This window comes from Massilimicrobiota sp. mt181, assembly GCF_055420065.1.
The window spans coordinates 1-22,088 of record NZ_JBVAYN010000012.1; the positions used below are offsets into that span (position 1 = coordinate 1).

Sequence of the window (22,088 nt, forward strand, 5' to 3'; positions counted from 1 at the left end):
AAAGAAAGACTATCTGAAGGAAAGAACAGGCATTCAGATGGCCGTTTCCTCAAAAATGATGGAAGCTTTGAGAAAATGGAAGAAAGCTTATATCAATGAGTCAGAATGGGTCAGTGAAAAAGTTCCCAGTCTTGAACTCCCATCATCTATAGCAAGTGAAATCGCACGTCTTGTGACGATAGAAAGCAAAGTTAATTTATCTGGCTCAGCAAAAGCTGATTATATAAATTCTTGCCTTGAACAGTATATAAACAACAAAAAGAACATTGTTGAAACCGCCTGCTCGATTGGTGGAATGTATTTCAAACCTTTCTATGATGGTGATGAAGTTCTTATTGATTTTGTTTACCAGGATGAAGCTATTCCTTTCAGATTTGATGGAAAAGGAAATGTAACAGGAGTCATATTTCCAACGTTTCTATTCAAGAACAATAAGCGCTATACAAAACTTGAAATTCATGACTTTCGAAAAGATAAATATATTATTGAAAATCGTGCTTTTGTATCTAAGGAAAAGAATATCACAGATTTATTTGTAGGTGATCCAGGACATGAAATATCTCTGACAGATGTAGAAGAATGGCAGAATATAGAGTCTAAGATACTAATTAATGGAGTTGAAAATCCATTTTATTCCTATTTTAGAATACCATTAGCTAATAATGTCGATAGGAAATCACCTCTTGGTGTATCCGTTTATGCAAGAGCGTTGAAGGATATTAAAAAAGCTGATATACAGATGTCACGACTAGATTGGGAATTCGAAAGCAAGGAAACTGCTATAGAACTTGATGAAAGCTATCTGCAGCAAGATATATACGGGCAAACATTCCTTCCAAGAGGAAAGGAGAGAATGTTCCGAACATACCAATCACAGGATAGCTTCGATAAACAAAAGTTATTTGAACATTTTAGTCCTGAAATCCGTGATCAGTCATTTATTAATGGTTTCAATAAATATCTTCAGCAGATAGAATTCAAGTGTGGGTTAGCGTATGGAACACTTAGTGATCCACAACAGGTCGATAAGACTGCTGAAGAAATAAAGACATCAAAGCAACGTTCATATCAATTAATCAGCGATATACAGGGGTCTCTAGAAAATGCACTCAGGGGACTGATCAATTCCATTGATGATTTGTGTATTGCGAATGGAATCTTTGATGGTGGTGAAATAAACGTTGCATTCACATGGGATGATTCAATCATTATCGATGCCGCCAAGGAAAAACAGCAGGATATTCAGGATATCAATACTGGGGTGTTGAACAAATATGAATATCGCATGAAATGGTATGGTGAAGATGAAGAAACAGCAAAGGCAAAGATTGCAGAAATGAATGCATCTCGTCCAGGCATAACATCTGCCTTCATGAGGGACGATGTTGGTGAAGAATAATGCTTGATCCAGATTACCTGAAGGACTGTACTCAGGATCTAGAAAATTACTGGTACAATCTTGAAACACAAATACTTTGTGATATTGCTGAAAGAATTAAGCTCAACGAAAACAAATTGACTTCTACTGCCAATCATGAAATAGCCATCGCTCAAAACATTGGGGTCACAATTGATAGACTTAATGCATATCTTTCTGAAGCATTGGATATTACAACCGAAGAGGCTTCAAGGTTGATTGAAGATTCTTCATATATGTCTGTTGAATATGACAATGAGCTGTTTCAAGAAGCCTATAAAAAGGGATTGATTGATCATTTCAGTTATGACAAAGAAAGTTTTAAAGATATCATCAATGAAGGAATATCTCTTACTGTTAATGACATAAACAATCTGTGCGATACCACTGCTCAGGTCGCCCAGGAAAAGCTTTATGAATCTCTAAACTCCGCTTATATGATGGCGCAGAGCGGAGCTTTTGGAAATGATGTGATTGTCGATAAGGTTGTAACAAAACTCTCGCGAGATGGGCTGGAATGGATTGATTATGATACTGGAGTTCATAGAAGGCTAGATACTGTTGTGAGAATGGCAGTAAGAACTTCAATCAATCAAACTGCTGCAAAATGTCAGGAAAAGAATCTGGATGATTTGGAATGCAATCTTGTAGAAACAAGTGCTCATGCTGGTGCCAGACCAAGTCATGCCGAATGGCAAGGTCAGATATTCTATCGAAACAAGCCATATAAGGGTTATTCAAATTTCTATGATGCAACTGGATATGGAACTGCTGGAGGGTTATGTGGCGTTAACTGCAGACATAGCTTCTTTCCCTATATTGAGGGTATAAGCACACCTTCATTTGAGAAGATTGATTCCAAGGAAAACAACGAGTTTTATGAAAAGCAGCAGGAGCAACGCTACAATGAACGTCATATCCGTGAATGGAAAAGACGACAGAAAGTCGGTGAAGCCGCTGGTCTTGATGTCACAAAGGAAAAAGCAAAGGTTCGTGAGTGGACCAAGAGAAATCAAGAGCTTATCGCATCAGATTCAAGGCTTAAACGAAATTATGCTAGAGAAAGGGTGCAATTAACATATAAAAATGGTAAAATAGACTTGTCAGATATAAAGGTATCTGGGGCTTTAGACCCAACTTCTAAACAAGCAAGTAAACACGCTGTTCAATATTATGAGTCTGTTAGAAAAATGAAAACAGACTATAAAAAAATTGCTGAAAATACAGGATATAGTGAATCTCTTATAAAACGAGTAAAGGACTATACCTTTATAAATGAGCATGAGTTAATTAATGGAAAGTCAAGATTTTATCCTGATTATCATATGGCACAAAGTTGGCAGCGATTGATTGATGGTAAGAATATACAGGAACATGATTTTCTTATGCTTGAACATGAACTTTATGAATCTATTCTTGTTGATGAAGGGGTATCTCAAATGGAAGCTCATGATCTAACTAATCAAATCTATAACTACAAGGAAGGATGTGACAAATACGATGGTACTATTAAGAAATTTTACAAGAGATGATAAAAATTTAGAATGTGACTTTTATCCAGAGGCAAGTGAAACAAAAGAAAATAAATGTCATATTGTCATTGATATAGAAACAGAAGAAATCGTATCTGTTGATATTCCTGAAACATCCAAATGTTATAGTATGGATATAGGTGGAGCAAGGGCTGTTCTTGCAAAATATATAAATGAAGAAAAGTTTCCAGAGATGGATTATTATATTGAAGGTTAATTTAGGATAAGATATTCTGAAGTAGAGAATGTGCTGCTACGCACCGTAAGGTCAAAAGAAATGCAAGGTTGGCACGCTTGCCAGAATTCTTATGGAACGCCACTAAAAAGCTGTGTTTTCTTTTAGAACATATAATGATATTTAGCGAGTAGAAATACTCGCTTTTATTATGCCAAAAAACAGGAGGTGAGACTATTGTCTGAAGGATTGAAACCACATTATCATCAATATTATCTCTATGATATTAAACGATATTTTGATAGACATAAGAATTGCATGATAAAGCACGTAACTTTTAGAAGTATGATTTGTGATAAGGAATATCATGAAAGATATGAGTATAAGCCACCTCCAAGAAAGGAAAAAAATAAAGATAAAGTCCTATACAAAAATAGGAGAAAGCATAGCAGCCATAATTAAGGTACTTTTTATTTTGTCCAATCGCAGTCATGACATGAAACTGTCCTGGAGAACTTGGTGAGACACACCTAAAACAGGAAATATAGTGAGCTACACTCAAAACTTGTAATACTTAAAAATATCGTGTGACACACGTAAAACAGGAGGAATTTATTTATGAAACAAAATTTTTTGAAATATCCATTGAATATTCAGTTATTTGCTGAACCTGGTGGTGAAGGCGGAGATGGTGGAGACGGAACAAACCAAACTGTCGTTAATACAAATACAAGCATTGATTATGACAAGTTGGCCGAAGCAATTGAAAAAAGAAACGCTTCTCATGAAACAACCATCCTAAAAGGAATGCTTAAGGAACAGGGAATGACCAAAGAAGAAGTTGATGAAGCAGTCAAACTGTATAAGCAAAACAAAGCTAACAAAGCAAAAGAAGAGCAGCAGAAAATTGATGATATTCTCGCAGAAAACAAGCGTTACAAAGAAGCCGAAATTGTCAAACAGGTTAATGGAGAAGCATCCAATATTGCTAAAGAACTTGGTGTGCGTGATGATCGAGTTGAAACGCTTATTGCATTATGTGACAGAAGCAAATTCACTGATGACAAAGGAGCTATTATCAAAGAAGAAATGAAGAAGGAACTGGAAGCAAAATTGACATCGGTTCCTGAATTTAAGAACAAAAAGCAAGTAACTATTCAGTCAGTCAAAACAAATGCCCAGACACCGCATGAAATGACTGATGAAGAAGAATATCGAAAAAGAAAATATGGAAAGAACAAATATTTTAGAGGATAACAAGGAGGAAAATTATGAATTACGGAAACTTAAATGTTGATGAAAGATATAGCTCTATTGTAGAGCCTAACTTATATGCCGACAATATCTTTGAGCCAGGCGTAACATACAATGATGTATATCAGGGGGATGCTAATTCAGGAGCAGTAAAAGTGTATAAAGAAGTTTCTGATGGAATCGTTGGTGCAGATACACCCGCTGGTGATTTCTCAGATGAAGCAGCAAAAAATGAATTGTTGGACATTCATTTGAACAACTCATTCAGAAAATCTAAGAAGATCTATAAAGTAGGAGCAAATTCTGTTTCTTATGATTTAGCTGATCAGACTCTTTCTACTGCTATCAAAGATTGTCAACAAGGAGAAATGGCTGCAGGTTTAGCATGTTTAGTGCATGAAGGAACTGACTTAGGAGATACAACTGCAATCACTTCTAAAAACGTGAAATCAATGATCTTAAAAGCACGTGTAAAAGCAAGAAAAGGAAAATCTTCTCCAAATGTAGTATTAGCAAGCGTTGATGTATTCTCTGCAATGCTTGAAGCTGCAGGAGATCAATTCACGCCTATCTTTAATGATGAAACTGTTAGAACTGGTCAGGTTGGTTACTGGTTAGGCATGTTATGGAAAGAGGCTAATGCGTTAGAAAATTCTGCAGCTGCTTACTATGATTATGCTGGGACAAAACAGACAGAAGATCTAACAAAAGTTGATTTTGTTATGTATGATTACAAGGCATTCCATAAAGTTGACAACTTGGAAGAAATTCGTGTAATTGATTCAGAAAGATTTGTTGGATCATTAGCACAGGTTGAATTCAATGATGGGTTCCGTGTATCAAATGCCGCTCGTGTTATTGTAAAAAAAAACAGCTAACTGAGGGTGAAATGAAAGACAATGCAGGAATTGCTTCTAATCTATCAGCTGTTGATGCAGAAACTGACTGCTACGGGAAGCAAGCATCAGAACTAGGTACTGTTACATTTGATGGTAAAATCCTTTCAGGAACTTTAAACAAGGTGACTGGATATACAGGATTTAACTCATCTGTCGTAGAAGAACAGTCTGGATACTATTTGCCATTCCTTTATGATGGAACAGACAACTTGAAAATGTATGTCAAGACTGCTGAAAAGCAGGCAACAGTAGATAAGGCTCCAACAGTCAATGTTGCATTTCTAGGAGCAGATAAAACCACTGCAGAAAAAGCAGTTCTTCATCTTGTGAAGGAAGATGGTGCCATGACTGAAGTATATATGACTGGAATCACATTCAATGAAGGTGAGTAGCCATGATTAAATATGATCAATATACAGAAACTTTTGATGATGACATTGATAAAGGGGAGTTTGACTCCCTTTTATTGAATGCCACGACTTTTCTGCAAAGCTATTGTGAAGAATTCATATTTCAATTCAAGCTGAAGGATAATTTCGAGGACTATGGATTGAATATCGATGATGCAATCATGCAGCAGATTCATTTTTCGTTCGAGAACGGTGGCGATGCTATCTATTCAGGACAATCAGACATGGATGTTACACAGGTTTCAACTTCTGGGTTTTCCTTTTCCTATGGATCAGGAGGCAATGAGAAGATTACATTCTTTAACGGAATACCAGTTTCACCTATGGCCAAGATGTTGATCAACAAAGAGCTTAGAAAGAAAGGATATCTAAATAGGTGGGTATATGCCTAGAAGTCCAAGATTTTTAAGACCTCATTCTGTAATTATTAAACATAAGCTTGGCGAGAATGATCATTTTGAATCTGTTTATGAAGAAACAACATTAAAATATGTCAAATTCGAGAATGACAAGTCCTTGAATCAATCTGATCAAGGAAAAGAAGATACAGCCACTTCATTATTGATTATTGACTGCAATGATCTATATGCCAAGAAAAATGGCCTAAAATGCAGATATGTTAATTCAAGCAAGTATGTTCCTGAAGATGGAAGGTTTTCTATCTTTATCGGTGATACGATTATGTTTGGGGATGTTGAATATGTAGTGACATCCGTTAAAGAAATAAAACCATTTGGACATAGACCAGAATTCATAGAAGTGAACTGCAATGGCTAAGGATGTAAAAGTCAGGATTGATTTTTCTGCAAGTGCTATAACGAAAAGATACAGAAACAAAGGCAATATGGCATTGACTACATTAAAGAATGAAATCATAAAGGATACCGATCCATATGTTCCTATGCGTGATGGTGGATTGAAAAAATCTGTTTTAAGTAGCACAGGAACAAAAAAGATGGAAATAGTATATCGAAAGGTCTACGCTAAATTTCTTTATTATGGAAAAGTCATGGTAGGTGTAACCACACGTCGTCCATGGGCTAAAAAAGGCGAAACAAAGGAAACAATCAATCGAAATCTGACATATTCCTATGGTGGTCCAAAGTGGTTTGAAGAATCAAAGGAAAAGAATTTGAATAAATGGATTGATATTGCAAAGAAACTGTTTAAGTAGGTGAAGAAGATGAGCGAAAAGAAATTTGTTGATTCAGCTGAACTCACTCAGCTGGGAATTGACCTTTACAATTATGTGAGAAAGCTAGATGTTGGTACAAAAGCAAAGTGGCATAACGAATATCTGGAAGCAAATGAAATTCCATGCATTGCTTTTAAGAAGGAATCAGCAACTGTTGAAAAATTGAACGCAAACATTAAGGGAGGATATGAAGCGGAAATACCTTTTGTTGTTTACTATCGTGACGAGGTAAAGGATACGAAGGCGACGCTTAACATTGTTCAGCCATTGAATATGCTTGCGGATTTGTTTAATGAGGAAACCGATAATGGTTTTCCTAATCTAAAAATAACAAATGAAAAGATAGAGCCAGTATCATTGGAGATGACAGCCACTCCAAGTGATGCAACTGGTGTTGAGAATAATAGAGCTACATTTGTAGCGTCTTATAGATTTACTTATAGAAAGAAAGGAGATTTTGAATAAATGGCAGTTACATTACCAAAAAGAGAATTGAAAACAGAAGAAAATCTTCATTATGTAAAGCCTTTGACTGAAATTACTGGTGTAACATTTGAATCCTATGTATTGGCCGGAGATGGATTGACTGACTGGACACAATCATCTAATCCAAATACAGAAGACGGACAATACATCCATGAAAAGACTCAGCATTCAAACATGCTGGGATATGCTGGATCAGTATCTTACTCTGGGATTGCATATCCGTCTGATCCATTCAACTATTGGATCTATTTAATCGGTAAAAACGAAATTGTCGGTGCTCAGTTTGAAGAAATTGAGGTTGAAACATGGAACAGCACTGAAGCAGGCAAATATAAGGCTTATAAGCACATCTATGAAGTGCAGCCTGATAACCCAGGATCAGGAGAAGGTGGAGCAAAACTTGCAATCGAGGGAACTTTTGCTCAGCAAGGCTCAGTTGTTCCAGGAGTTTTTGACATCAGCACAAAGACATTTACTGCTGATAGTGAACAACAGGATGAATTATAATATTTAAAGAAACAGTAGGAGGAATATGAAATGAAAGAGAATATTCAAGACATAAATCAAGTTGAAAATCAAAAAGTTGATGAAACTATCACTTTATCGCTTGGCAAGAATGTCAAGACAATTGTCATTGACGGCATTAGATTAGAGATGGATCTAGATGATCCAGATGTTTTCAAAGCATTGTTGGAATTCAAGGATGATCATAACGATCATCCGGCCAATATCGAAACTGATGTTGACGGATTATTAGAAGACTGTGCTGATGTCATTGATACCGTTCTTGGCGAAAGAACTTGCAGTAAGCTTTTCAAAGGGCCAGATATGAAAATGTATCTGCTTGTTAATGAATTAGCTAAAATCTATTTAGAAAATTTCATGAAGGAAGAACGTGAAGCTGCAGAAGCAAGAAACAAAAAAGAAATGGAAAACCTAAAGGAAATTATTCATTCCATGACAAAGATTGCTGATATGGCTAAATACGCTGACAACAAATATGGAAATAAGAATAGAGGTATGAGAAATTATGTCCGCAATAAGAAATCTTCCCAAAAGCATAAGAATAAAAAGAAATAGTTATAAACTGAGGACTGATTTTCGTACATGGATTGATGTCGAGAGAATTCTCATGGATGATAACATTCCTCCAAATTTCAAGATATATGTTATGTCGAATAATCTTGATTTGTTCTTTGGAAATGAAAATATATTTGATGAACCAATGGATGCCATAATGTCTGGCATCCTTTCTTTTTGGAGACTTTTCAAAAACGATGATAAATCGACTGAAACCAAGAAAACCAATACCGATATTGCCTATGACTATGATGAAGATTACGATCTCATCTGCGCTGCGTTCATGCAGCAATATGGCATAAACCTAAGACGTGCGCGACTGCACTGGTTTGAGTACAAATCGCTTTTTGATGGTCTTACTAGAGAGACACAGTTTGTCAAGATTGTCGGATATCGAACAACCGATATCAATAAACTTCCAAAGGAACAGAGAAAAGAGGCTCGACATCTTAAGGAACTCTATGCAATCAGGAAGAATCAGCCTCCAAAAAGAACGCAAAAGGAGATTGAAGCTGAACTGCTTGCAAAACTAAAAGAGTAGAAAGGCAGGTGGATACATGCCTAGTAATACGGCTGATGGTTATATTTATATAGACCTTCAGTTGAGACAAGATGAGTTTGAAAAAAGATTAGCGCAAGTTGAGGGTAAAACTTCAAGCTTCGCTTCTAAAGTTAAAAAGACCTTATTAGCTATTGGAATCGGAGCAATAGCTAAGCAGGCAGCGGGATACATTTATAACGTTGGTGCAGAATTCGAAGCAGCAATGTCAAGAGTGCAGGCTATCAGTGGTGCTACTGGTAAGGATCTGGAAGCCTTGACTGAAAAGGCCAAAGAGCTTGGAGCTAGCACAAAATATAGTGCTCCAGAAGTTGCTGCAGCCATGGAAGAAATGGCAAAGGCAGGATGGAACACTCAGCAGATACTTGAAGGTATGGAAGGTGTCCTTGATGCTGCAGCTGCAAGTGGTGAGGGACTCGCTACAACATCAACTATCGTTGCCGATGCAATAACTGGTTTTGGTCTAGCAGCTAAAGACTCTACAAGAGTTGCCGATTTACTAACTCAAGCAGCAAATGCAGGAACTATTGATATTGCTGATCTAGGCGAAACATTCAAATATATAGCTCCTGTTGCCAGAACGATGGGTCTATCAATCGAGGATGTCACAACCGCTGTATCTGCTATGTCAATGGCAGGTATCAAAGGGTCACAAGCAGGTACATCATTAAGAACAGTTCTAACGAGAATGGTTAAGCCGACGGAATCTGTTTCAGTCGCAATGAATGATCTTGGCATAAGCCTTACTAATCAAGATGGATCATTCAAATCCCTTGATCAGATTGTAAAGGAAATGCGTAAATCATTCAGTGGATTGACTGATGAACAGAAAACATATTATGGAGCAATTCTTGCTGGGCAGGAAGGAATGTCAGGACTTCTTGCATTGCTCAACCTTTCGCAAGATGAGTACGATGCAATTGCAGAAAGCATGGATAACTGTAATGGTGTTGCAAAGGAAACAGCGGCAGTCATGCAGCAGAATCTTTCATCGGCAATGGAACAGCTTGGTGGTGGATTAGAAACAATCGCAATAAGCATCTACGAAAAGGTAGCTCCAGCATTAACAGAATTCGTAAATTATATTACTAATAATGTCTTACCGGTTATTAATGATTTCATTGTAAATATTGAAGATTGGTATCCAACCATCAACAGGATAATTGGTATTCTAGCAGGTCTGACATCTGGTTTTATTGCATTCAAGTCGGCTCTGGCCGTCAAGGGTGCTATAAAGAATGTCAAAACCTTATACAATACATTCAGCGGATTAAGAAGTCTTGGATTTTCTAATATTACTTCATTTTTAGGAATATTGGAAAAAGGAAAAGGAATATTCGCGACTCTTGCTGCAAATGCAATAAGTGCAGGTGGTGGATTAAAAGGATTAGGATCTGCACTTGTATCAATGGCAGGGGGTCCTGTCACGATAGCCATTGCAGCTATTACAGCTATAGTTGCAGCAATCATTTATTTCTGGAATACTTCAGAAGACTTCAGAAACTTTGTTATCAGCTGCTGGAATTCGATACTATCCGCGTTGGGTTCTGCTGCTACAGCGATTGCAGGATTCTTTACAGAAACCGTACCAAGTGCATTCAACTCATTCATTGAATTATTGAAATCATTTGGAAACAACATTGCTTCGTTTTTCACACAGACAATTCCAAGTGCTTTCAATTCGCTTTTGACATGGTTTTCTCAGCTTCCAACAGCAATTGGAACATGGCTTACAAACACATGGAACAGCATAGTTTTATGGGGTCAGAATCTTCTGGCAAAAGCCATAGAAATAGGATCTAATTTCCTTAATGGTATTCTTAATTTCTTTGATCAGCTTCCATACATGATTGGTTATGCAATCGGTCTTGCATTAGGACAGATCATTCAATGGGGTATTGATCTATACAATTTTGCTACAGTTGATATACCAAACTTTATAAGCATGGTGGTTGAATGGTTTGCACAGCTACCTGGAAAAATAAAGGAAACAGTAGATATTATGATTGCCACTGTGACAAAATGGCTGACTGATATGTATAACTCAGCGGTGCAGTGGATTTCTCAAACTGTAAATTCTATTGTTAGTTGGTTTAGTCAGCTCCCAGGAAAAGTCGCTACATGGTTATCTAATACATACACAAGAGTGACAACTTGGGGAAGCAATATGCTAAATAAGGCAAAAAGCATTGCCTCAAATTTCATAAATGGCATTATCAACTATATCAAGCAGCTGCCTGGAAAGATTGCCACATGGCTAACAAGTGCAGCTTCTAAGGTTGTTTCTTGGGGTTCTAGCCTTGCAAGCAAAGGGAAAGCTGCAGCCACAAAATTATTGAATGCTGTTGTTAATGGTGTCAAGTCTATTCCATCAAAGATGGCATCTATCGGGTCTGACCTTGTCAAAGGTCTATGGAATGGAATCAATGACATGGTTGGATGGATTGGGAACAAGATCAAGTCGTTTGGAAAAGGAGTATTGGATGGAATCAAGAGCTTTTTCGGCATTCATTCACCATCTAAACTTATGGCCGATGAGGTCGGAAAATATCTTCCTAAAGGTATTGCAGTAGGTTTTGAAGCAGAAATGCCTAATACAGAAAACGATATGATTTCTAATACTAGAAAGATGATAGACGACTTCAAATACGAAGTTAATAATAGTGCAAATAGAAATCAAGGTAATGGTCCATATAAACCTGGTCCAGGTACACCTGGAAATGATCCAATAGACTATACAAGATTAGGAAATGAAATGGTTAATGCCTTCAGCAAGGCTGGAATAACAGTAAGCATCGATAAGAGAAAAGCAGGAAGAATTTTAAAGGAGGTCCAATAATATGAGCAACATATATTATCTTAATTCAAGAAATGAAAGTGTTGATTTCGTTGAGGACTTTCCTCTTCTTGATATAGATGACCTTTTCGGTAATTCATTTACAAACATCACGAATAACAATGTCATAACTGGTTTCAAGAATGAAATTAAAAATTACACAATAGAAGGAGATGAACCGGTATTAGATATTGATAATATAACAGATATTTTTGATTACGATATCTATAACAATCTCAGAGGTCAATTCTATATCGGACAATATTTCATGTTCTGCAATATAATTGGATCAGATCTTTCTAATGTCAATATCCATAGAAAAAAGCTCAAGAACAAGCTGACAGTAACTACCGATATACCTTACTGGATAAAGGAAACAAGATTCTCTTTTGTCAAAAGCTTAGAAGTCAAGACGGATGGATTTACATATCCTTTCGAATATCCTTTTACCTATGGAAATGCTACAGGTACATCTTCTTTTACGAATGATTCAATAAAGGATAGCAATTTCAAGATGATTATCTATGGTCCTGTATCAAACCCAAGTGTTTCAGTCAATGGAAATATATACACAGTCAGCACTGAGGTGCTGGCAAGTGAATATCTTGTGATTGACTCAATCAACAGAAAAGCATACAAGGTTGGAATGAATGGTGAAAAGACAAATGTATTTTCTAAGAGAGGGTTAGATTTCGATATCTTCACGAAGTTTCCTTCAGGAAGAAATACCGTTCAATGGAGTGGTGCCTTTGGATTTGATATCTATCTATATGATGAAAGGAGCAAGCCTAAATGGATTTCATCTATACAGGAAATGATCTAGTCGACATTGGTTATCTGGACAGACAGATGGAGCTTGATATGGAGATAGGCTCATATCTTTCATCTTCACGAAACGATTTCGAATTAACAGTTCCTTATTCAGTATGGAACCCGAGATTTAGTGAAGGATCTATCATTTACGATGAAACCAGTGAATATGGTGGAAGAATCCAGGGAATCACCAGTGATACTGCAAATGAAAGTCTCACCCTCTATGGATATACCTGGAGAGGGCTTATATCAAAGAAATATGTTGTGCCACCATCAGGTCAGGCATATTATCAGGCACGTGGAGATGCCAATGATTTCTTAAGAGCAATCTTGGATGATCAGTTTGATGGCCTGATTATAGGATCAACAGAATTATGTGGTGTTGAAGTCAATAGAGACTTACGATATGTCAATATGCTTGAGGCTATAGAAAAGACTTTAGCTGATGTAGGACTTAAATTAAAGATAACTTTTGATATACAAAACAAGTGTGCTGTATGTTCAGCTGCTCCAATCGTTAACTACAGCAATGATACAGAATTGAATAATGACTATGGTTACAATCTTGTAGCAAAAGCTATAAAGAATGGATATAACCATGTCATTTGTCTTGGTCAGGGAGAACTCACTGAAAGAACTGTCATTAATCTTTACAGATTGAGCAATGGAACTGTTACGCAGGATGAATCCTTGGCCATTGCTGATGGAAATGTCGGAATAAACAGGAGAACTATGCTCTATGATTATTCCTCTGTAGAAAGTGAAGAAGAATTACTTCAGGGTGGAATTGATCAATTGAATGAAAACCAGGATACCAACACTCTTGAAATCAGCAATGTAGAAAATGTGGATATTAGTGATATAGTCGGTGCAAAGGATAGAATTACAGGCATCTACATGCAAAAACAGATTATATCGAAGGTGCTGACAGGATTTATAGATAACATTGATATTGAATACAAAGTGGGTGATAAATAGAAATGGCAAAGCTTATTGTTAAGACAGGGCAGGAAGTAGAAGCTAGAGACCATGCCCTGTTTTTTGATGGTATTTTTAGAGGAAATGGTGTCATGCATCGTGGCAATGAATTAGAACTGACAACACAGACAGCCAATCTCGTTAAAATAAAGGATGGAATTGTAGTCATTCAAGGATGGCCATACATCATCTATCCTGGAGAAATCATTGATGTGAGCATTGATAATGGAACTCAGAACATGAAAAGAAATGACATTGTTGTTGCTGAGTTCACGAATGTTGATGGCGTGCAGACAATGACAATCAAGGCTATTAAAGGTACACCAAACGAAACAACTGCTGATGATCCAGTACTGACACAGCAGGATACATTGGATGCAGGCACGACATATCAGTTTCCTCTCTATAGAATTCGATTGAACGGAATAAACATAGAGGGAACTGATGATTTAAGAACTTTTGTTAATAATCTCAACAACGCTCCTCAGGTAACAGCTGTGACGGATGAGTATGTCGAGATGGAAATTAATTTTGATGAATAATTTTTTATAAGAAAGGAGAAAAGAATGGCAATACAGACAGTAAAGGCCACAATTAATGGCCAGGAATACGATCTTACTTATAGTTCTGGTACAGGCAAGTGGACTGCAACGATTACCGCTCCAAACAAATCATCTTATAATCAGCCTAATCACTATTATGATGTCACACTGAAGGCAACTGATGATGCTGGAAATACGGTAACAAAGGATAGTACAGACACAACATTAGGGGATTCACTAAAGCTTTATGTAAAAGAAAAAGTCGCTCCAACGCAATCTATTACATATCCAACTGCAAATGCACTTATTACAAATAATAAGCCTACAATTACTTGGGAAGTCAGAGATGATGATTCTGGTGTAGATCCTGATTCAATCAAGTTAACGATTGATTCAAATGCTGCTATCACTACTGGAATTACAAAGACACCAGTAAGTGGAGGATATGACTGTTCGTACACTCCATCAACAACACTTGCAGATGGTCAGCACACAATCAAGGTCGATGCATCAGATCATGATGGAAACGCATCTATCCAGACATCAATATCATTCAAAATTGACACTGTGGCACCAATATTGAATGTCACAAGTCCAACTGAAAACTTCATTACAAATCAGTCACAGATTACAGTTGAAGGTACAACAAATGATGTGACATCTAGCCCTGTCACTGTAACAATCAATGATGAACCAGTGACTGTACAAAGCAATGGATCATTCAGCAAGCAGATTACATTGAGTGAAGGTGAGAACACAATCACTGTTGTTGCAACAGATGGTGCAGGCAAGTCAACGACAGTTACTCGTCATGTCACATTGGATACAGGTGGACCAGTCTTCAAGTCCGTAACAATTACTCCAAATCCAGTAGATGGTGGACAGACATTCATTATCGAAGTAGAAGTTGAAGATGATTAGAAAAGTATATGGGAGAGCCAATGATTTAAATATTACATTTACATATAACGAACAGAAGGGATTGTATGATGCTGCAATTCCTCGTTCTGTAAATGGAACGTATTTTCTAGATTTGTACGCTGAAGACGTAGCTGGAAATGTTACATTCATGGCTACAGCACTTTTTGAGTTTGATCCATCTTCTTTCAAATGCTCTATCAATATTATTGATTATGCAGAGAATGCAATGTTGAAAGAATTCAAGGAATCACTTTCAAATGGTGGCTTCAATGTCATCAAAAATGAAAAGAAATATGATGAAAGTTTGGCTCTACAAAACAGATATGAAATCGAGGTGGTGAAGATATGCTGTTCATAAAAGGGGAAGTCAGAAAAATAGATATGATAGTCTCGTCATGCAGTGGGAATGAAAACTTTGAAATCGCAACTGCAAAGGTGGAGCTTTTTAAAAATTGCGAAATGATTTCTGAACTTCCAAAGATGATTGAAGAGCAGTCCATCACAATCACTTTAGACACTTCTACTTTGGATGCAGGATATTACAATCTTGTTATTACTTACAGCATTGGAGCTGAAACCATGAAGAGAAAGTTCGAGGTGGAAATACAGGATGTGTGCTAGATACAGAATATATAGTGTAAAATTCTCTAAGCAGACCGTGGCCACGAATGAACAGATAATCATGGAAGTTGATATTCTTAGCTGGGACTGGATCAAGAAGAATGTAACAACTTGGAATGCATTAAGAAATCGTTTCAGCAAGTGGGGTGATCTGATTGAGCAAAATTGAACATATTTCATTTGATGAAATATCCTATGATGACATGCCAGATATTGCTGCAATCAACACGATACTTCAGCAGATTGAAACAAAGATAAATGAAACCATTGATCAAGTTAACAATGCAATTCAGTTTGTTTCAGCAACAGACGAATATGTAGAAGTTGAATACAATGAAGAATAAAGAAAGGATTGAAAAAAACATGGATGAGCAAGAAATGAGAATCACCCACACCCGCAAAATTCATGCGGGGGGGGTACAAAATACCGCAATATTATCAGAAAGGGGGATGCTATCGAGAGAAGATAGCATCTTCTCTTTTAGACAATTTGGAAAGAAAAGAGGTGAGTGCTTGTAGCATTCACCGTGATAAATTATGAAGGAAAAACTAGCGTTATATGATATTACAAATAATAGAGGATATTTTAGGGCCGTATCTACCCAAATCGAATTGAATCAAGCATATAATTATTATTCTAAAAAATGTAATGTTTTTCTTGTTTGCGCCCAAAGTGAAGAACATTTTATAATGCTAATTGCAGTTTGGAATGAAAAGTATTATGGCACTACCAATGTACCATATGAAAAAATCATTCAACATGGGATTATAGATGTTTCGGCAATAAATAATATAGGATCTATTGCTTTTACTCATAATGTTTATATAACTGTTATTCCATTACAATAATTTATCAATGCTACATGCGATTGTATGGGAATAAAATTACCGACAAAGGAATATGTGGATAAAGAAACTAATTATTCTCAAGTCTACAATGACTGGGGGTTGAAAGGATTCGTCAAGAAATGCAAAGGGATGACAATTGTACATGTGGAAGGAGTACTTAACAACAATACTTCATCTGCTGGCGATGCATATCCAATAATTACATTTTCTAACTCTCTGGTTAACTGTCCACACGTAATCGGTTATCGAATTGTGGATGTTAATGGTGGGCAATTTGGATATGGTGTTTTATCAGGAAATACATTAAAAATTTTGCCGGATGAAGGGAGTACATTAAATAGAGGAACCACAATAAATCTTACTTTTATCTACTGATTGTTTCTTTCCAAACGATAGCAAATTAATTTATGAATTCAATTAAAAATAACCCTCGAAAAATCGTCGGGGGGGGGTCAGAATTCTGGCCATGTATACAAATCAATGCTGGAAGGAGGTTGCTGTCATTTAGAAGCAGCTTCTATAACAGAAAGAGAGGTGAACGCTTATTAGCGTTTGCCAGTGATACGTTATGAGTAGCAATTATAAGTTATTAAAAAAGAGAAAGAATGTAACAATATCTTCCTGGGGGAATTCATTCTGTACTCGAGGAGATAATAATCGTTACATTATATATGTACCTGGTATTCTTATGGATGGAACACCAAAGTGTTCAAGTGCATCTTTTCAACTGGTTGGAATAAATAGCAACAACAATACTATTGCCAAACAAGATATAACTGAACTTGAATCGGTATATAACATAGTTAATGGAATTGCTTTTTCTTTTTTATATAAAAGCGGTATGAACATGATAAACTTTGGGATAGCAGTTCCTACAAAGGATATTATAGTTACAGTCTAATAACGTATCTAACGCTATAAGCTCTTTATGAAAGTAAAGATACCATTGTTTGATAAACTTCATACTCAGATCTGTGGATTCCATGAAAATAAAAAACTTGAATATCCTTTATTGGATGAATCATATAGAGGAATTTTTATATTTTTTATAGAGATGAACGGAAATACAAATCATGTCTTTGATTTAGTATATATAAATGGATATTCAATTACTAAAATTATAAATAACGCAGATGGAGGTATGAAGTATTCTATTTATAACAAACATCTAATTGTAGAATGTGCTAAGGAATGGAGCTATGGTATTGTCATCTCAAACTTTCTGTGACAGCGAAAGATAATGAGAAAAATGAAACACACGGTTGCGTGTGACACACACACACACACACAACCTTTACAAAATATATATCTTCTACAGAGAGGGGGCTACAATGTAGCTCCTTCTTGCATGAAGGGTGGTGTCAAGCTAGATTAAGCATGACACGTGATTGGTTATGAGTTCTGTTAAACTTGAAATAGCAAGTGAAGTCGTTGTGAAAAATGGAGTTGCAATTAAATTTTCTAATGGTTATATGATTGCATATGGATTTATTGGTTTATATGGAACATTTGAGGATAAAGGTGCATACCTCTGCACATTAGAAGTTAATACCCCTTTTCCTGTAAACTTTGTTGATTCAAATCCTGTTGTCTGTGCCACAACTTCAGGCACGACAGGTGGCATTTACAGATTAGAAAAAGATACAGGTAAAATTAAAAGTATAACATTAATAGGAAATGGAGCTTATGAGTTTTCAACGACAGCTAATTACATTGCAATAGGTAGATGGAAATAACCAATCATATGCTATCTAGCGTTTTCCATGAAAACAAAAATGCAAAGATATATAGAAAAAATAGAAAATGCAAATGGTACAGCCTTAAAGTTTCCAGATGGAACCATGATGGCTTACAAGGATTCTAATAGATATGACAATCTTATATTTTCAGATATTGTTGCAGGGAAAATGGCGATAATCAATGATGCATGGATATATCCTGTCGAGTTCGTTGAACCACCAGCAATATTTTCTACAGTGATAACTGGAAATTGCACTTCATACAGAACAATGCGAGATAAAGCCAGAGTTTATGAACAATCTGTACTGGCAATGACTTCTTCTATTTCTGTAAATGAAGTTAGATTATCATATTTTGCAATAGGAAAATGGAAATGACACCATAGCTACATAATTCTTATGAAGCTAAAACTACCAAATTGGGGAAGCTTATGTAACCCGAATCTTTTAATGAATTCTGATTATAGATCAGGAATTATCAATCAAAAAGGTATTACATCTCTTGATAAAAGTGATGGAAGTACAGAGTTAGGCATAGATGGTTGGATTCAATATGGCATTAATATTGCTGTTGGACCTAATTATGTTACTTTTGCCAATAGAACAAGTTCTAATCATACAGTACAGCAGCCCCTTGATATTAAAGGCTTAAAGACAGGAGATAAGGTTACATTCTATGCATCATGTTTTAATATTACAGGAAATGTATATATTTACATGACAGGATTGGATGCACAAAAGAAAAAGTTGGTTAATGGAGATAATGAATTTACATTTACATTAACTTCAGCTCTGGAAAGATTCTATATAGAGCTTGCACCAAACGCAGTTGTTTCTTTTAATTGCAAGAAATTAGAGATAGGTGAACATTTCACAGGCATGCCTGCCTGGGATAGGCCTGTAGAAGTCATGAAATGTCGAAGATGTTTTAGAAACTTGAATGGTAGTAAAGATGAAACAATTTTTATAGGAGTTACTGACCAAAATGGTGTTATAACTTTTCCCATTTCAACATATGACATGGCAAAGACACCATCCGTATCATTAAAGAATATATGGGCTGTAGCAGATGATAGTATTTATCAAGAAGTTAGTGTAAGTTCAACTTCGACCCGTAATACAATCTTACTTTTGACAAAGATACCTAATAAAACTGTAAGATTGTATTATTCTAGCAATGATAATTACTTCTATATTGATGCCTACAATTATGGTTAGTTCTCATGCACTTTTTATAGAGTGCTTTTTATTTTGAAGGAGGTGAGAGGACAAAGATGAAAAAATTATTTATTTCACAGCCGATGCGAGATAAGACGGATGAAGAAATTTTAAAAGAAAGAGAGTTAGCCATTAAAAAAGCTGAAGAATTGATCAAAGAACCAGTTGAAGTTATTGACTCATTTTTCCAAAATGCTCCAGCTGAGGCTAAACCATTATGGTTTTTAGGAAAGTCAATAGAGCTTCTTTCTACGGCTGATATTGCTTATTTTGCAAGTGGATGGGGAAATGCACGTGGATGTAAAATTGAACATGAATGTGCTAAAGAATATGGTATTCAGATAATGGAATAGGAGGAAGATTAAAATGATTAAAAAATATGATTTTAAACATTGGTGTAAAGCAGCGGGTGTACGTGCTGTTAAAACTATGGCACAGACATTCGTTGCAATGGTTGGTACTTCAACAGTCATGAGTGAAGTCAATTGGCCAATGATTGCAAGTGCAACAGTTTTATCAGGTATTTTGTCAGTGGCGACATCAATTGCTGGATTACCTGAGCTTGAAGAAGTGACAGAACAGTAGGTGTTAAAATGACACCGGAAACACAAGTATCTCTTGCATTGCTTATAAGTGTTTCTACATTTGTATTTGGAGCTATTAATTTCTTTTCGTCAAGAAAAAAAGAAATCAAAAGTGACAATGAAGCACTTATAAAGGCAAATATGAAATTGGATCAAATATGCGCCACAACAAACGAAACAAGAAGTGATATTAAGTCTATAAATGCACAGATTAAAGAAATCACTGAACAGCAGATTATTCAAGGTCAGCAAATTAAAGAGCTGTGGAGACATATTAACAAATTAGAAAAAGAAAAAAATGAGTAGTCAAAAAGACTGCTCTTTTAAATTATAAAAACGAGGAGGAAATAATTATGAAAATTGTAAAAGATTTAGTAAGTAGTTCAAAATTTGATATCAAATGTCCATATAGCATGACACCAAAATTTATTGTTATTCACAATACTGCGAATGATGCACCTGCTAAGAATGAAATCTCATATATGAAAAGCAATAACAACGAAGTTTCATTCCACTTTGCAGTTGATGATGTAGAAGCAAGACAAGGATTACCATTAGATCGTAATGGATGGCATGCAGGTGATGGTGGCAATGGTCAAGGCAATAGATATGGTATTGCTATTGAAATTTGCTACTCCAAGAGTGGTGGAGATAAATTTACTAAAGCTGAAAAGAATGCTGCAAAATTAGCTGCACAATTAATGCATGAACGTGGATGGGATATCTCGCATTTGAAAAAACATCAAGATTTCTCAAACAAATATTGCCCACATAGAACATTGGATTTAGGTTGGGATAGATTCAAGAAAATGGTTCAAACTGAATTAAATGCATTAGAAGGAACTACAACATCTAATTCAAAACCATCAACAAGCACATCAACTTCTTATTACAAGAAATTTGATAGTACAAGCATTGTAGATGGTCTAAAATCAATCGGCGTGGACTCAAGTTTCTCTAACCGTGAAAAAATTGCTAAAGCAAATGGTATTTCTAATTACAGTGGCACAGCTTCGCAAAATACTAAGTTATTAGATTTAGCAAGACAGGGAAAATTAAAGAAAGCTGGTAGCACAAGTACTTCAGGGTCATCAAATGCTTCAACGAGTTATTATAAAAAATATACTGGTAAGTCAGGATCTATCGTAGATGCACTAAAAGCAATCGGGGTAGATAGTTCTTATGATTATAGAAAAAATATTGCAAAGAAAAATGGTATTAACAATTACTCTGGTACTGCTAGCCAAAATGAAAAATTACTATCTCTTTTAAAACAGGGCAAACTCAAAAAGGCATAAAAATGGTAAAGTTTATTTTTGTAAAGATAGAATATCTAGCTCCAACAGTGGATGGAGATCATATGGAACTATGGTTGTATTCCAGACCGCTTTATGTTATAAAAGAAACAGAGAACACTGTTGTTGTACGTTACAATAATTCAGAATTTTATGTCTATGAATTTGACAAGAAATATATAGAAAAAAGCCTCTAGCCTTATGGTTAGAGGTGTTTTTTTATTTTTGGAAATAATTCAACAATTTTTGTTGAATTATTTCTTTTTGTGTGTTAATATAGTTATGCAAGGGTAAGGAGAAAAATATGATCGGAGGAACTGAAATGATAACAAATTTTGGAAAAGAATTAAGGAAATTGCGAATTGACAATGATGAGCTATTAAAAGATATGGCCGATAAGCTAGGTGTAACAATTTCATATTTGTCTGCTGTAGAACATGGAAAAAGAGAAGTACCAGATGATTGGGTGAATACTATTTCAAAATTATATCAATTATCTGACGCAGAAAAGGACAATTTAGAAGATTTAGCTTATATGAGCAAAAACAAAGTTAGCATTGATTTATTAGAAGTAAATGATAAAAAGAAAAATACAGCTTTAGCCTTTGCGAGAAAATTTGATAACCTTTCTGACGAGGAAATCAACAAAATCAATAAAATTTTAAATAATAAGGAGGATGATTAA

The 22,088-nt window shown here is 35.8% G+C and carries 34 protein-coding genes; all 34 read left to right on the plus strand.

The window, feature by feature from the left end; all coding sequences use genetic code 11:
* A partial coding sequence (locus tag ACZYT4_RS07885) for a phage portal protein (protein ID WP_463784351.1) occupies positions 1–1,399 on the plus strand: 1,399 nt, incomplete at its 5' end.
* Positions 1,399–2,949, plus strand: a complete 1,551-nt coding sequence (locus ACZYT4_RS07890) for a phage minor capsid protein (RefSeq protein WP_463784354.1) — start codon at positions 1,399–1,401, stop codon at positions 2,947–2,949. The genes ACZYT4_RS07885 and ACZYT4_RS07890, both read left to right, overlap by 1 nt.
* A complete protein-coding gene (locus tag ACZYT4_RS07895) occupies positions 2,918–3,166 on the plus strand; it encodes a hypothetical protein (RefSeq protein ID WP_463784356.1) in 249 nt (82 codons plus the stop codon). The genes ACZYT4_RS07890 and ACZYT4_RS07895 overlap by 32 nt, the downstream gene beginning before the upstream one ends.
* 576 nt (positions 3,167–3,742) lie before the next feature.
* Complete coding sequence (locus ACZYT4_RS07900) at positions 3,743–4,381, plus strand: hypothetical protein (protein WP_463784358.1); 639 nt, start codon at positions 3,743–3,745, stop codon at positions 4,379–4,381.
* A 14-nt stretch (positions 4,382–4,395) separates the two neighbouring features.
* Positions 4,396–5,256, plus strand: a complete 861-nt coding sequence (locus ACZYT4_RS07905; RefSeq protein ID WP_317316499.1) for a hypothetical protein — start codon at positions 4,396–4,398, stop codon at positions 5,254–5,256.
* Positions 5,257–5,267: 11 nt separating this feature from the next.
* Positions 5,268–5,669 carry a hypothetical protein gene (locus tag ACZYT4_RS07910; RefSeq protein ID WP_463784360.1) on the plus strand — a complete coding sequence of 134 codons (402 nt, stop codon included), beginning with the start codon at positions 5,268–5,270 and terminating at the stop codon, positions 5,667–5,669.
* Between the two features lie 2 nt (positions 5,670–5,671).
* Positions 5,672–6,079, plus strand: a complete 408-nt coding sequence (locus tag ACZYT4_RS07915) for a hypothetical protein (protein WP_211964541.1) — start codon at positions 5,672–5,674, stop codon at positions 6,077–6,079.
* On the plus strand, positions 6,072–6,464 hold the full coding sequence (locus tag ACZYT4_RS07920; protein ID WP_463784362.1) for a hypothetical protein: 393 nt from the start codon (positions 6,072–6,074) through the stop codon (positions 6,462–6,464). Before ACZYT4_RS07915 ends, ACZYT4_RS07920 begins: the two co-directional genes overlap by 8 nt.
* Positions 6,457–6,861, plus strand: a complete 405-nt coding sequence (locus ACZYT4_RS07925) for a minor capsid protein (RefSeq protein WP_463784365.1) — start codon at positions 6,457–6,459, stop codon at positions 6,859–6,861. The genes ACZYT4_RS07920 and ACZYT4_RS07925 overlap by 8 nt, the downstream gene beginning before the upstream one ends.
* A 9-nt stretch (positions 6,862–6,870) precedes the next feature.
* The gene (locus ACZYT4_RS07930) at positions 6,871–7,347 is read left to right on the plus strand and encodes a hypothetical protein (protein WP_463784368.1); all 477 of its coding nucleotides are present in this window, start codon (positions 6,871–6,873) and stop codon (positions 7,345–7,347) included.
* Positions 7,348–7,875, plus strand: a complete 528-nt coding sequence (locus ACZYT4_RS07935; RefSeq protein ID WP_463784371.1) for a hypothetical protein — start codon at positions 7,348–7,350, stop codon at positions 7,873–7,875.
* Between the two features lie 30 nt (positions 7,876–7,905).
* Positions 7,906–8,448: a hypothetical protein gene (locus ACZYT4_RS07940; RefSeq protein ID WP_463784375.1), complete on the plus strand. Its 543-nt coding sequence runs from the start codon at positions 7,906–7,908 to the stop codon at positions 8,446–8,448.
* Positions 8,399–8,989: a Gp15 family bacteriophage protein gene (locus ACZYT4_RS07945; RefSeq protein WP_463784378.1), complete on the plus strand. Its 591-nt coding sequence runs from the start codon at positions 8,399–8,401 to the stop codon at positions 8,987–8,989. The genes ACZYT4_RS07940 and ACZYT4_RS07945 overlap by 50 nt, the downstream gene beginning before the upstream one ends.
* Before the next feature lie 16 nt (positions 8,990–9,005).
* Positions 9,006–11,846, plus strand: a complete 2,841-nt coding sequence (locus tag ACZYT4_RS07950) for a phage tail tape measure protein (protein WP_463784380.1) — start codon at positions 9,006–9,008, stop codon at positions 11,844–11,846.
* Position 11,847: 1 nt separating this feature from the next.
* Positions 11,848–12,666 (plus strand): hypothetical protein, encoded by an 819-nt coding sequence (locus ACZYT4_RS07955; RefSeq protein WP_463784382.1) that lies wholly within the window; start codon positions 11,848–11,850, stop codon positions 12,664–12,666.
* Positions 12,636–13,634: a hypothetical protein gene (locus ACZYT4_RS07960; protein WP_463784384.1), complete on the plus strand. Its 999-nt coding sequence runs from the start codon at positions 12,636–12,638 to the stop codon at positions 13,632–13,634. Before ACZYT4_RS07955 ends, ACZYT4_RS07960 begins: the two co-directional genes overlap by 31 nt.
* 2 nt (positions 13,635–13,636) lie before the next feature.
* Positions 13,637–14,176, plus strand: a complete 540-nt coding sequence (locus tag ACZYT4_RS07965) for a hypothetical protein (RefSeq protein ID WP_463784386.1) — start codon at positions 13,637–13,639, stop codon at positions 14,174–14,176.
* 24 nt (positions 14,177–14,200) lie between these two features.
* Positions 14,201–15,097 (plus strand): Ig-like domain-containing protein, encoded by an 897-nt coding sequence (locus ACZYT4_RS07970; protein WP_463784388.1) that lies wholly within the window; start codon positions 14,201–14,203, stop codon positions 15,095–15,097.
* Positions 15,090–15,455, plus strand: coding sequence for an Ig-like domain-containing protein (locus ACZYT4_RS07975; RefSeq protein ID WP_463784390.1), 366 nt, complete (start codon positions 15,090–15,092; stop codon positions 15,453–15,455). Before ACZYT4_RS07970 ends, ACZYT4_RS07975 begins: the two co-directional genes overlap by 8 nt.
* A complete protein-coding gene (locus ACZYT4_RS07980; RefSeq protein ID WP_463784392.1) occupies positions 15,443–15,718 on the plus strand; it encodes a hypothetical protein in 276 nt (91 codons plus the stop codon). The genes ACZYT4_RS07975 and ACZYT4_RS07980 overlap by 13 nt, the downstream gene beginning before the upstream one ends.
* Entirely contained in the window at positions 15,708–15,887 is a 180-nt protein-coding gene (locus tag ACZYT4_RS07985) for a hypothetical protein (RefSeq protein WP_463784394.1), read from the plus strand. Before ACZYT4_RS07980 ends, ACZYT4_RS07985 begins: the two co-directional genes overlap by 11 nt.
* Positions 15,874–16,062, plus strand: coding sequence for a hypothetical protein (locus tag ACZYT4_RS07990; protein WP_463784396.1), 189 nt, complete (start codon positions 15,874–15,876; stop codon positions 16,060–16,062). The genes ACZYT4_RS07985 and ACZYT4_RS07990 overlap by 14 nt, the downstream gene beginning before the upstream one ends.
* Positions 16,052–16,237, plus strand: a complete 186-nt coding sequence (locus ACZYT4_RS07995; protein WP_463784398.1) for a hypothetical protein — start codon at positions 16,052–16,054, stop codon at positions 16,235–16,237. The genes ACZYT4_RS07990 and ACZYT4_RS07995 overlap by 11 nt, the downstream gene beginning before the upstream one ends.
* An 18-nt stretch (positions 16,238–16,255) precedes the next feature.
* The gene (locus ACZYT4_RS08000; RefSeq protein ID WP_463784400.1) at positions 16,256–16,567 is read left to right on the plus strand and encodes a hypothetical protein; all 312 of its coding nucleotides are present in this window, start codon (positions 16,256–16,258) and stop codon (positions 16,565–16,567) included.
* Between the two features lie 24 nt (positions 16,568–16,591).
* Complete coding sequence (locus ACZYT4_RS08005; RefSeq protein ID WP_463784401.1) at positions 16,592–16,942, plus strand: hypothetical protein; 351 nt, start codon at positions 16,592–16,594, stop codon at positions 16,940–16,942.
* A 313-nt stretch (positions 16,943–17,255) separates the two neighbouring features.
* On the plus strand, positions 17,256–17,468 hold the full coding sequence (locus ACZYT4_RS08010; protein ID WP_463784402.1) for a hypothetical protein: 213 nt from the start codon (positions 17,256–17,258) through the stop codon (positions 17,466–17,468).
* Positions 17,469–17,961: 493 nt separating this feature from the next.
* Complete coding sequence (locus ACZYT4_RS08015) at positions 17,962–18,303, plus strand: hypothetical protein (RefSeq protein ID WP_463784405.1); 342 nt, start codon at positions 17,962–17,964, stop codon at positions 18,301–18,303.
* A 108-nt stretch (positions 18,304–18,411) separates the two neighbouring features.
* Positions 18,412–18,684 carry a hypothetical protein gene (locus tag ACZYT4_RS08020; RefSeq protein WP_463784408.1) on the plus strand — a complete coding sequence of 91 codons (273 nt, stop codon included), beginning with the start codon at positions 18,412–18,414 and terminating at the stop codon, positions 18,682–18,684.
* A gap of 21 nt (positions 18,685–18,705) precedes the next feature.
* Positions 18,706–19,524 (plus strand): hypothetical protein, encoded by an 819-nt coding sequence (locus tag ACZYT4_RS08025; protein WP_463784412.1) that lies wholly within the window; start codon positions 18,706–18,708, stop codon positions 19,522–19,524.
* A 56-nt stretch (positions 19,525–19,580) separates the two neighbouring features.
* Positions 19,581–19,877, plus strand: a complete 297-nt coding sequence (locus tag ACZYT4_RS08030) for a DUF4406 domain-containing protein (protein ID WP_463784414.1) — start codon at positions 19,581–19,583, stop codon at positions 19,875–19,877.
* A 13-nt stretch (positions 19,878–19,890) separates the two neighbouring features.
* Positions 19,891–20,109 carry a holin gene (locus ACZYT4_RS08035; RefSeq protein ID WP_463784417.1) on the plus strand — a complete coding sequence of 73 codons (219 nt, stop codon included), beginning with the start codon at positions 19,891–19,893 and terminating at the stop codon, positions 20,107–20,109.
* Between the two features lie 8 nt (positions 20,110–20,117).
* Complete coding sequence (locus ACZYT4_RS08040; RefSeq protein ID WP_463784418.1) at positions 20,118–20,414, plus strand: hypothetical protein; 297 nt, start codon at positions 20,118–20,120, stop codon at positions 20,412–20,414.
* Positions 20,415–20,461: 47 nt separating this feature from the next.
* Positions 20,462–21,406 carry a peptidoglycan recognition protein family protein gene (locus ACZYT4_RS08045; protein WP_463784421.1) on the plus strand — a complete coding sequence of 315 codons (945 nt, stop codon included), beginning with the start codon at positions 20,462–20,464 and terminating at the stop codon, positions 21,404–21,406.
* A gap of 301 nt (positions 21,407–21,707) precedes the next feature.
* Positions 21,708–22,088 (plus strand): helix-turn-helix domain-containing protein, encoded by a 381-nt coding sequence (locus ACZYT4_RS08050; RefSeq protein ID WP_463784424.1) that lies wholly within the window; start codon positions 21,708–21,710, stop codon positions 22,086–22,088.

What these genes read in the sequence shown, in the direction of transcription:
- ACZYT4_RS08045 (WP_463784421.1), top strand. Translation starts at nt 20,462, where the DNA reads ATGAAAATTGTAAAAGATTTAGTAAGTAGTTCAAAATTTGATATCAAA.
- ACZYT4_RS07970 (WP_463784388.1), top strand. Translation starts at nt 14,201, where the DNA reads ATGGCAATACAGACAGTAAAGGCCACAATTAATGGCCAGGAATACGAT.
- ACZYT4_RS07975 (WP_463784390.1), top strand. Translation starts at nt 15,090, where the DNA reads ATGATTAGAAAAGTATATGGGAGAGCCAATGATTTAAATATTACATTT.
- ACZYT4_RS07895 (WP_463784356.1), top strand. Translation starts at nt 2,918, where the DNA reads ATGGTACTATTAAGAAATTTTACAAGAGATGATAAAAATTTAGAATGT.
- ACZYT4_RS07915 (WP_211964541.1), top strand. Translation starts at nt 5,672, where the DNA reads ATGATTAAATATGATCAATATACAGAAACTTTTGATGATGACATTGAT.
- ACZYT4_RS08015 (WP_463784405.1), top strand. Translation starts at nt 17,962, where the DNA reads ATGAGTTCTGTTAAACTTGAAATAGCAAGTGAAGTCGTTGTGAAAAAT.
- ACZYT4_RS08010 (WP_463784402.1), top strand. Translation starts at nt 17,256, where the DNA reads ATGGATGGAACACCAAAGTGTTCAAGTGCATCTTTTCAACTGGTTGGA.
- ACZYT4_RS08000 (WP_463784400.1), top strand. Translation starts at nt 16,256, where the DNA reads ATGAAGGAAAAACTAGCGTTATATGATATTACAAATAATAGAGGATAT.
- ACZYT4_RS07925 (WP_463784365.1), top strand. Translation starts at nt 6,457, where the DNA reads ATGGCTAAGGATGTAAAAGTCAGGATTGATTTTTCTGCAAGTGCTATA.
- ACZYT4_RS07930 (WP_463784368.1), top strand. Translation starts at nt 6,871, where the DNA reads ATGAGCGAAAAGAAATTTGTTGATTCAGCTGAACTCACTCAGCTGGGA.
- ACZYT4_RS07950 (WP_463784380.1), top strand. Translation starts at nt 9,006, where the DNA reads ATGCCTAGTAATACGGCTGATGGTTATATTTATATAGACCTTCAGTTG.
- ACZYT4_RS07935 (WP_463784371.1), top strand. Translation starts at nt 7,348, where the DNA reads ATGGCAGTTACATTACCAAAAAGAGAATTGAAAACAGAAGAAAATCTT.
- ACZYT4_RS08050 (WP_463784424.1), top strand. Translation starts at nt 21,708, where the DNA reads ATGATCGGAGGAACTGAAATGATAACAAATTTTGGAAAAGAATTAAGG.
- ACZYT4_RS07905 (WP_317316499.1), top strand. Translation starts at nt 4,396, where the DNA reads ATGAATTACGGAAACTTAAATGTTGATGAAAGATATAGCTCTATTGTA.
- ACZYT4_RS07985 (WP_463784394.1), top strand. Translation starts at nt 15,708, where the DNA reads ATGTGTGCTAGATACAGAATATATAGTGTAAAATTCTCTAAGCAGACC.
- ACZYT4_RS07980 (WP_463784392.1), top strand. Translation starts at nt 15,443, where the DNA reads ATGCTGTTCATAAAAGGGGAAGTCAGAAAAATAGATATGATAGTCTCG.
- ACZYT4_RS08020 (WP_463784408.1), top strand. Translation starts at nt 18,412, where the DNA reads ATGGCTTACAAGGATTCTAATAGATATGACAATCTTATATTTTCAGAT.
- ACZYT4_RS07890 (WP_463784354.1), top strand. Translation starts at nt 1,399, where the DNA reads ATGCTTGATCCAGATTACCTGAAGGACTGTACTCAGGATCTAGAAAAT.
- ACZYT4_RS07960 (WP_463784384.1), top strand. Translation starts at nt 12,636, where the DNA reads ATGGATTTCATCTATACAGGAAATGATCTAGTCGACATTGGTTATCTG.
- ACZYT4_RS07940 (WP_463784375.1), top strand. Translation starts at nt 7,906, where the DNA reads ATGAAAGAGAATATTCAAGACATAAATCAAGTTGAAAATCAAAAAGTT.
- ACZYT4_RS07900 (WP_463784358.1), top strand. Translation starts at nt 3,743, where the DNA reads ATGAAACAAAATTTTTTGAAATATCCATTGAATATTCAGTTATTTGCT.
- ACZYT4_RS08040 (WP_463784418.1), top strand. Translation starts at nt 20,118, where the DNA reads ATGACACCGGAAACACAAGTATCTCTTGCATTGCTTATAAGTGTTTCT.
- ACZYT4_RS07965 (WP_463784386.1), top strand. Translation starts at nt 13,637, where the DNA reads ATGGCAAAGCTTATTGTTAAGACAGGGCAGGAAGTAGAAGCTAGAGAC.
- ACZYT4_RS08025 (WP_463784412.1), top strand. Translation starts at nt 18,706, where the DNA reads ATGAAGCTAAAACTACCAAATTGGGGAAGCTTATGTAACCCGAATCTT.
- ACZYT4_RS07910 (WP_463784360.1), top strand. Translation starts at nt 5,268, where the DNA reads ATGAAAGACAATGCAGGAATTGCTTCTAATCTATCAGCTGTTGATGCA.
- ACZYT4_RS08030 (WP_463784414.1), top strand. Translation starts at nt 19,581, where the DNA reads ATGAAAAAATTATTTATTTCACAGCCGATGCGAGATAAGACGGATGAA.
- ACZYT4_RS08035 (WP_463784417.1), top strand. Translation starts at nt 19,891, where the DNA reads ATGATTAAAAAATATGATTTTAAACATTGGTGTAAAGCAGCGGGTGTA.
- ACZYT4_RS07945 (WP_463784378.1), top strand. Translation starts at nt 8,399, where the DNA reads ATGTCCGCAATAAGAAATCTTCCCAAAAGCATAAGAATAAAAAGAAAT.
- ACZYT4_RS08005 (WP_463784401.1), top strand. Translation starts at nt 16,592, where the DNA reads ATGGGAATAAAATTACCGACAAAGGAATATGTGGATAAAGAAACTAAT.
- ACZYT4_RS07995 (WP_463784398.1), top strand. Translation starts at nt 16,052, where the DNA reads ATGAAGAATAAAGAAAGGATTGAAAAAAACATGGATGAGCAAGAAATG.
- ACZYT4_RS07920 (WP_463784362.1), top strand. Translation starts at nt 6,072, where the DNA reads ATGCCTAGAAGTCCAAGATTTTTAAGACCTCATTCTGTAATTATTAAA.
- ACZYT4_RS07955 (WP_463784382.1), top strand. Translation starts at nt 11,848, where the DNA reads ATGAGCAACATATATTATCTTAATTCAAGAAATGAAAGTGTTGATTTC.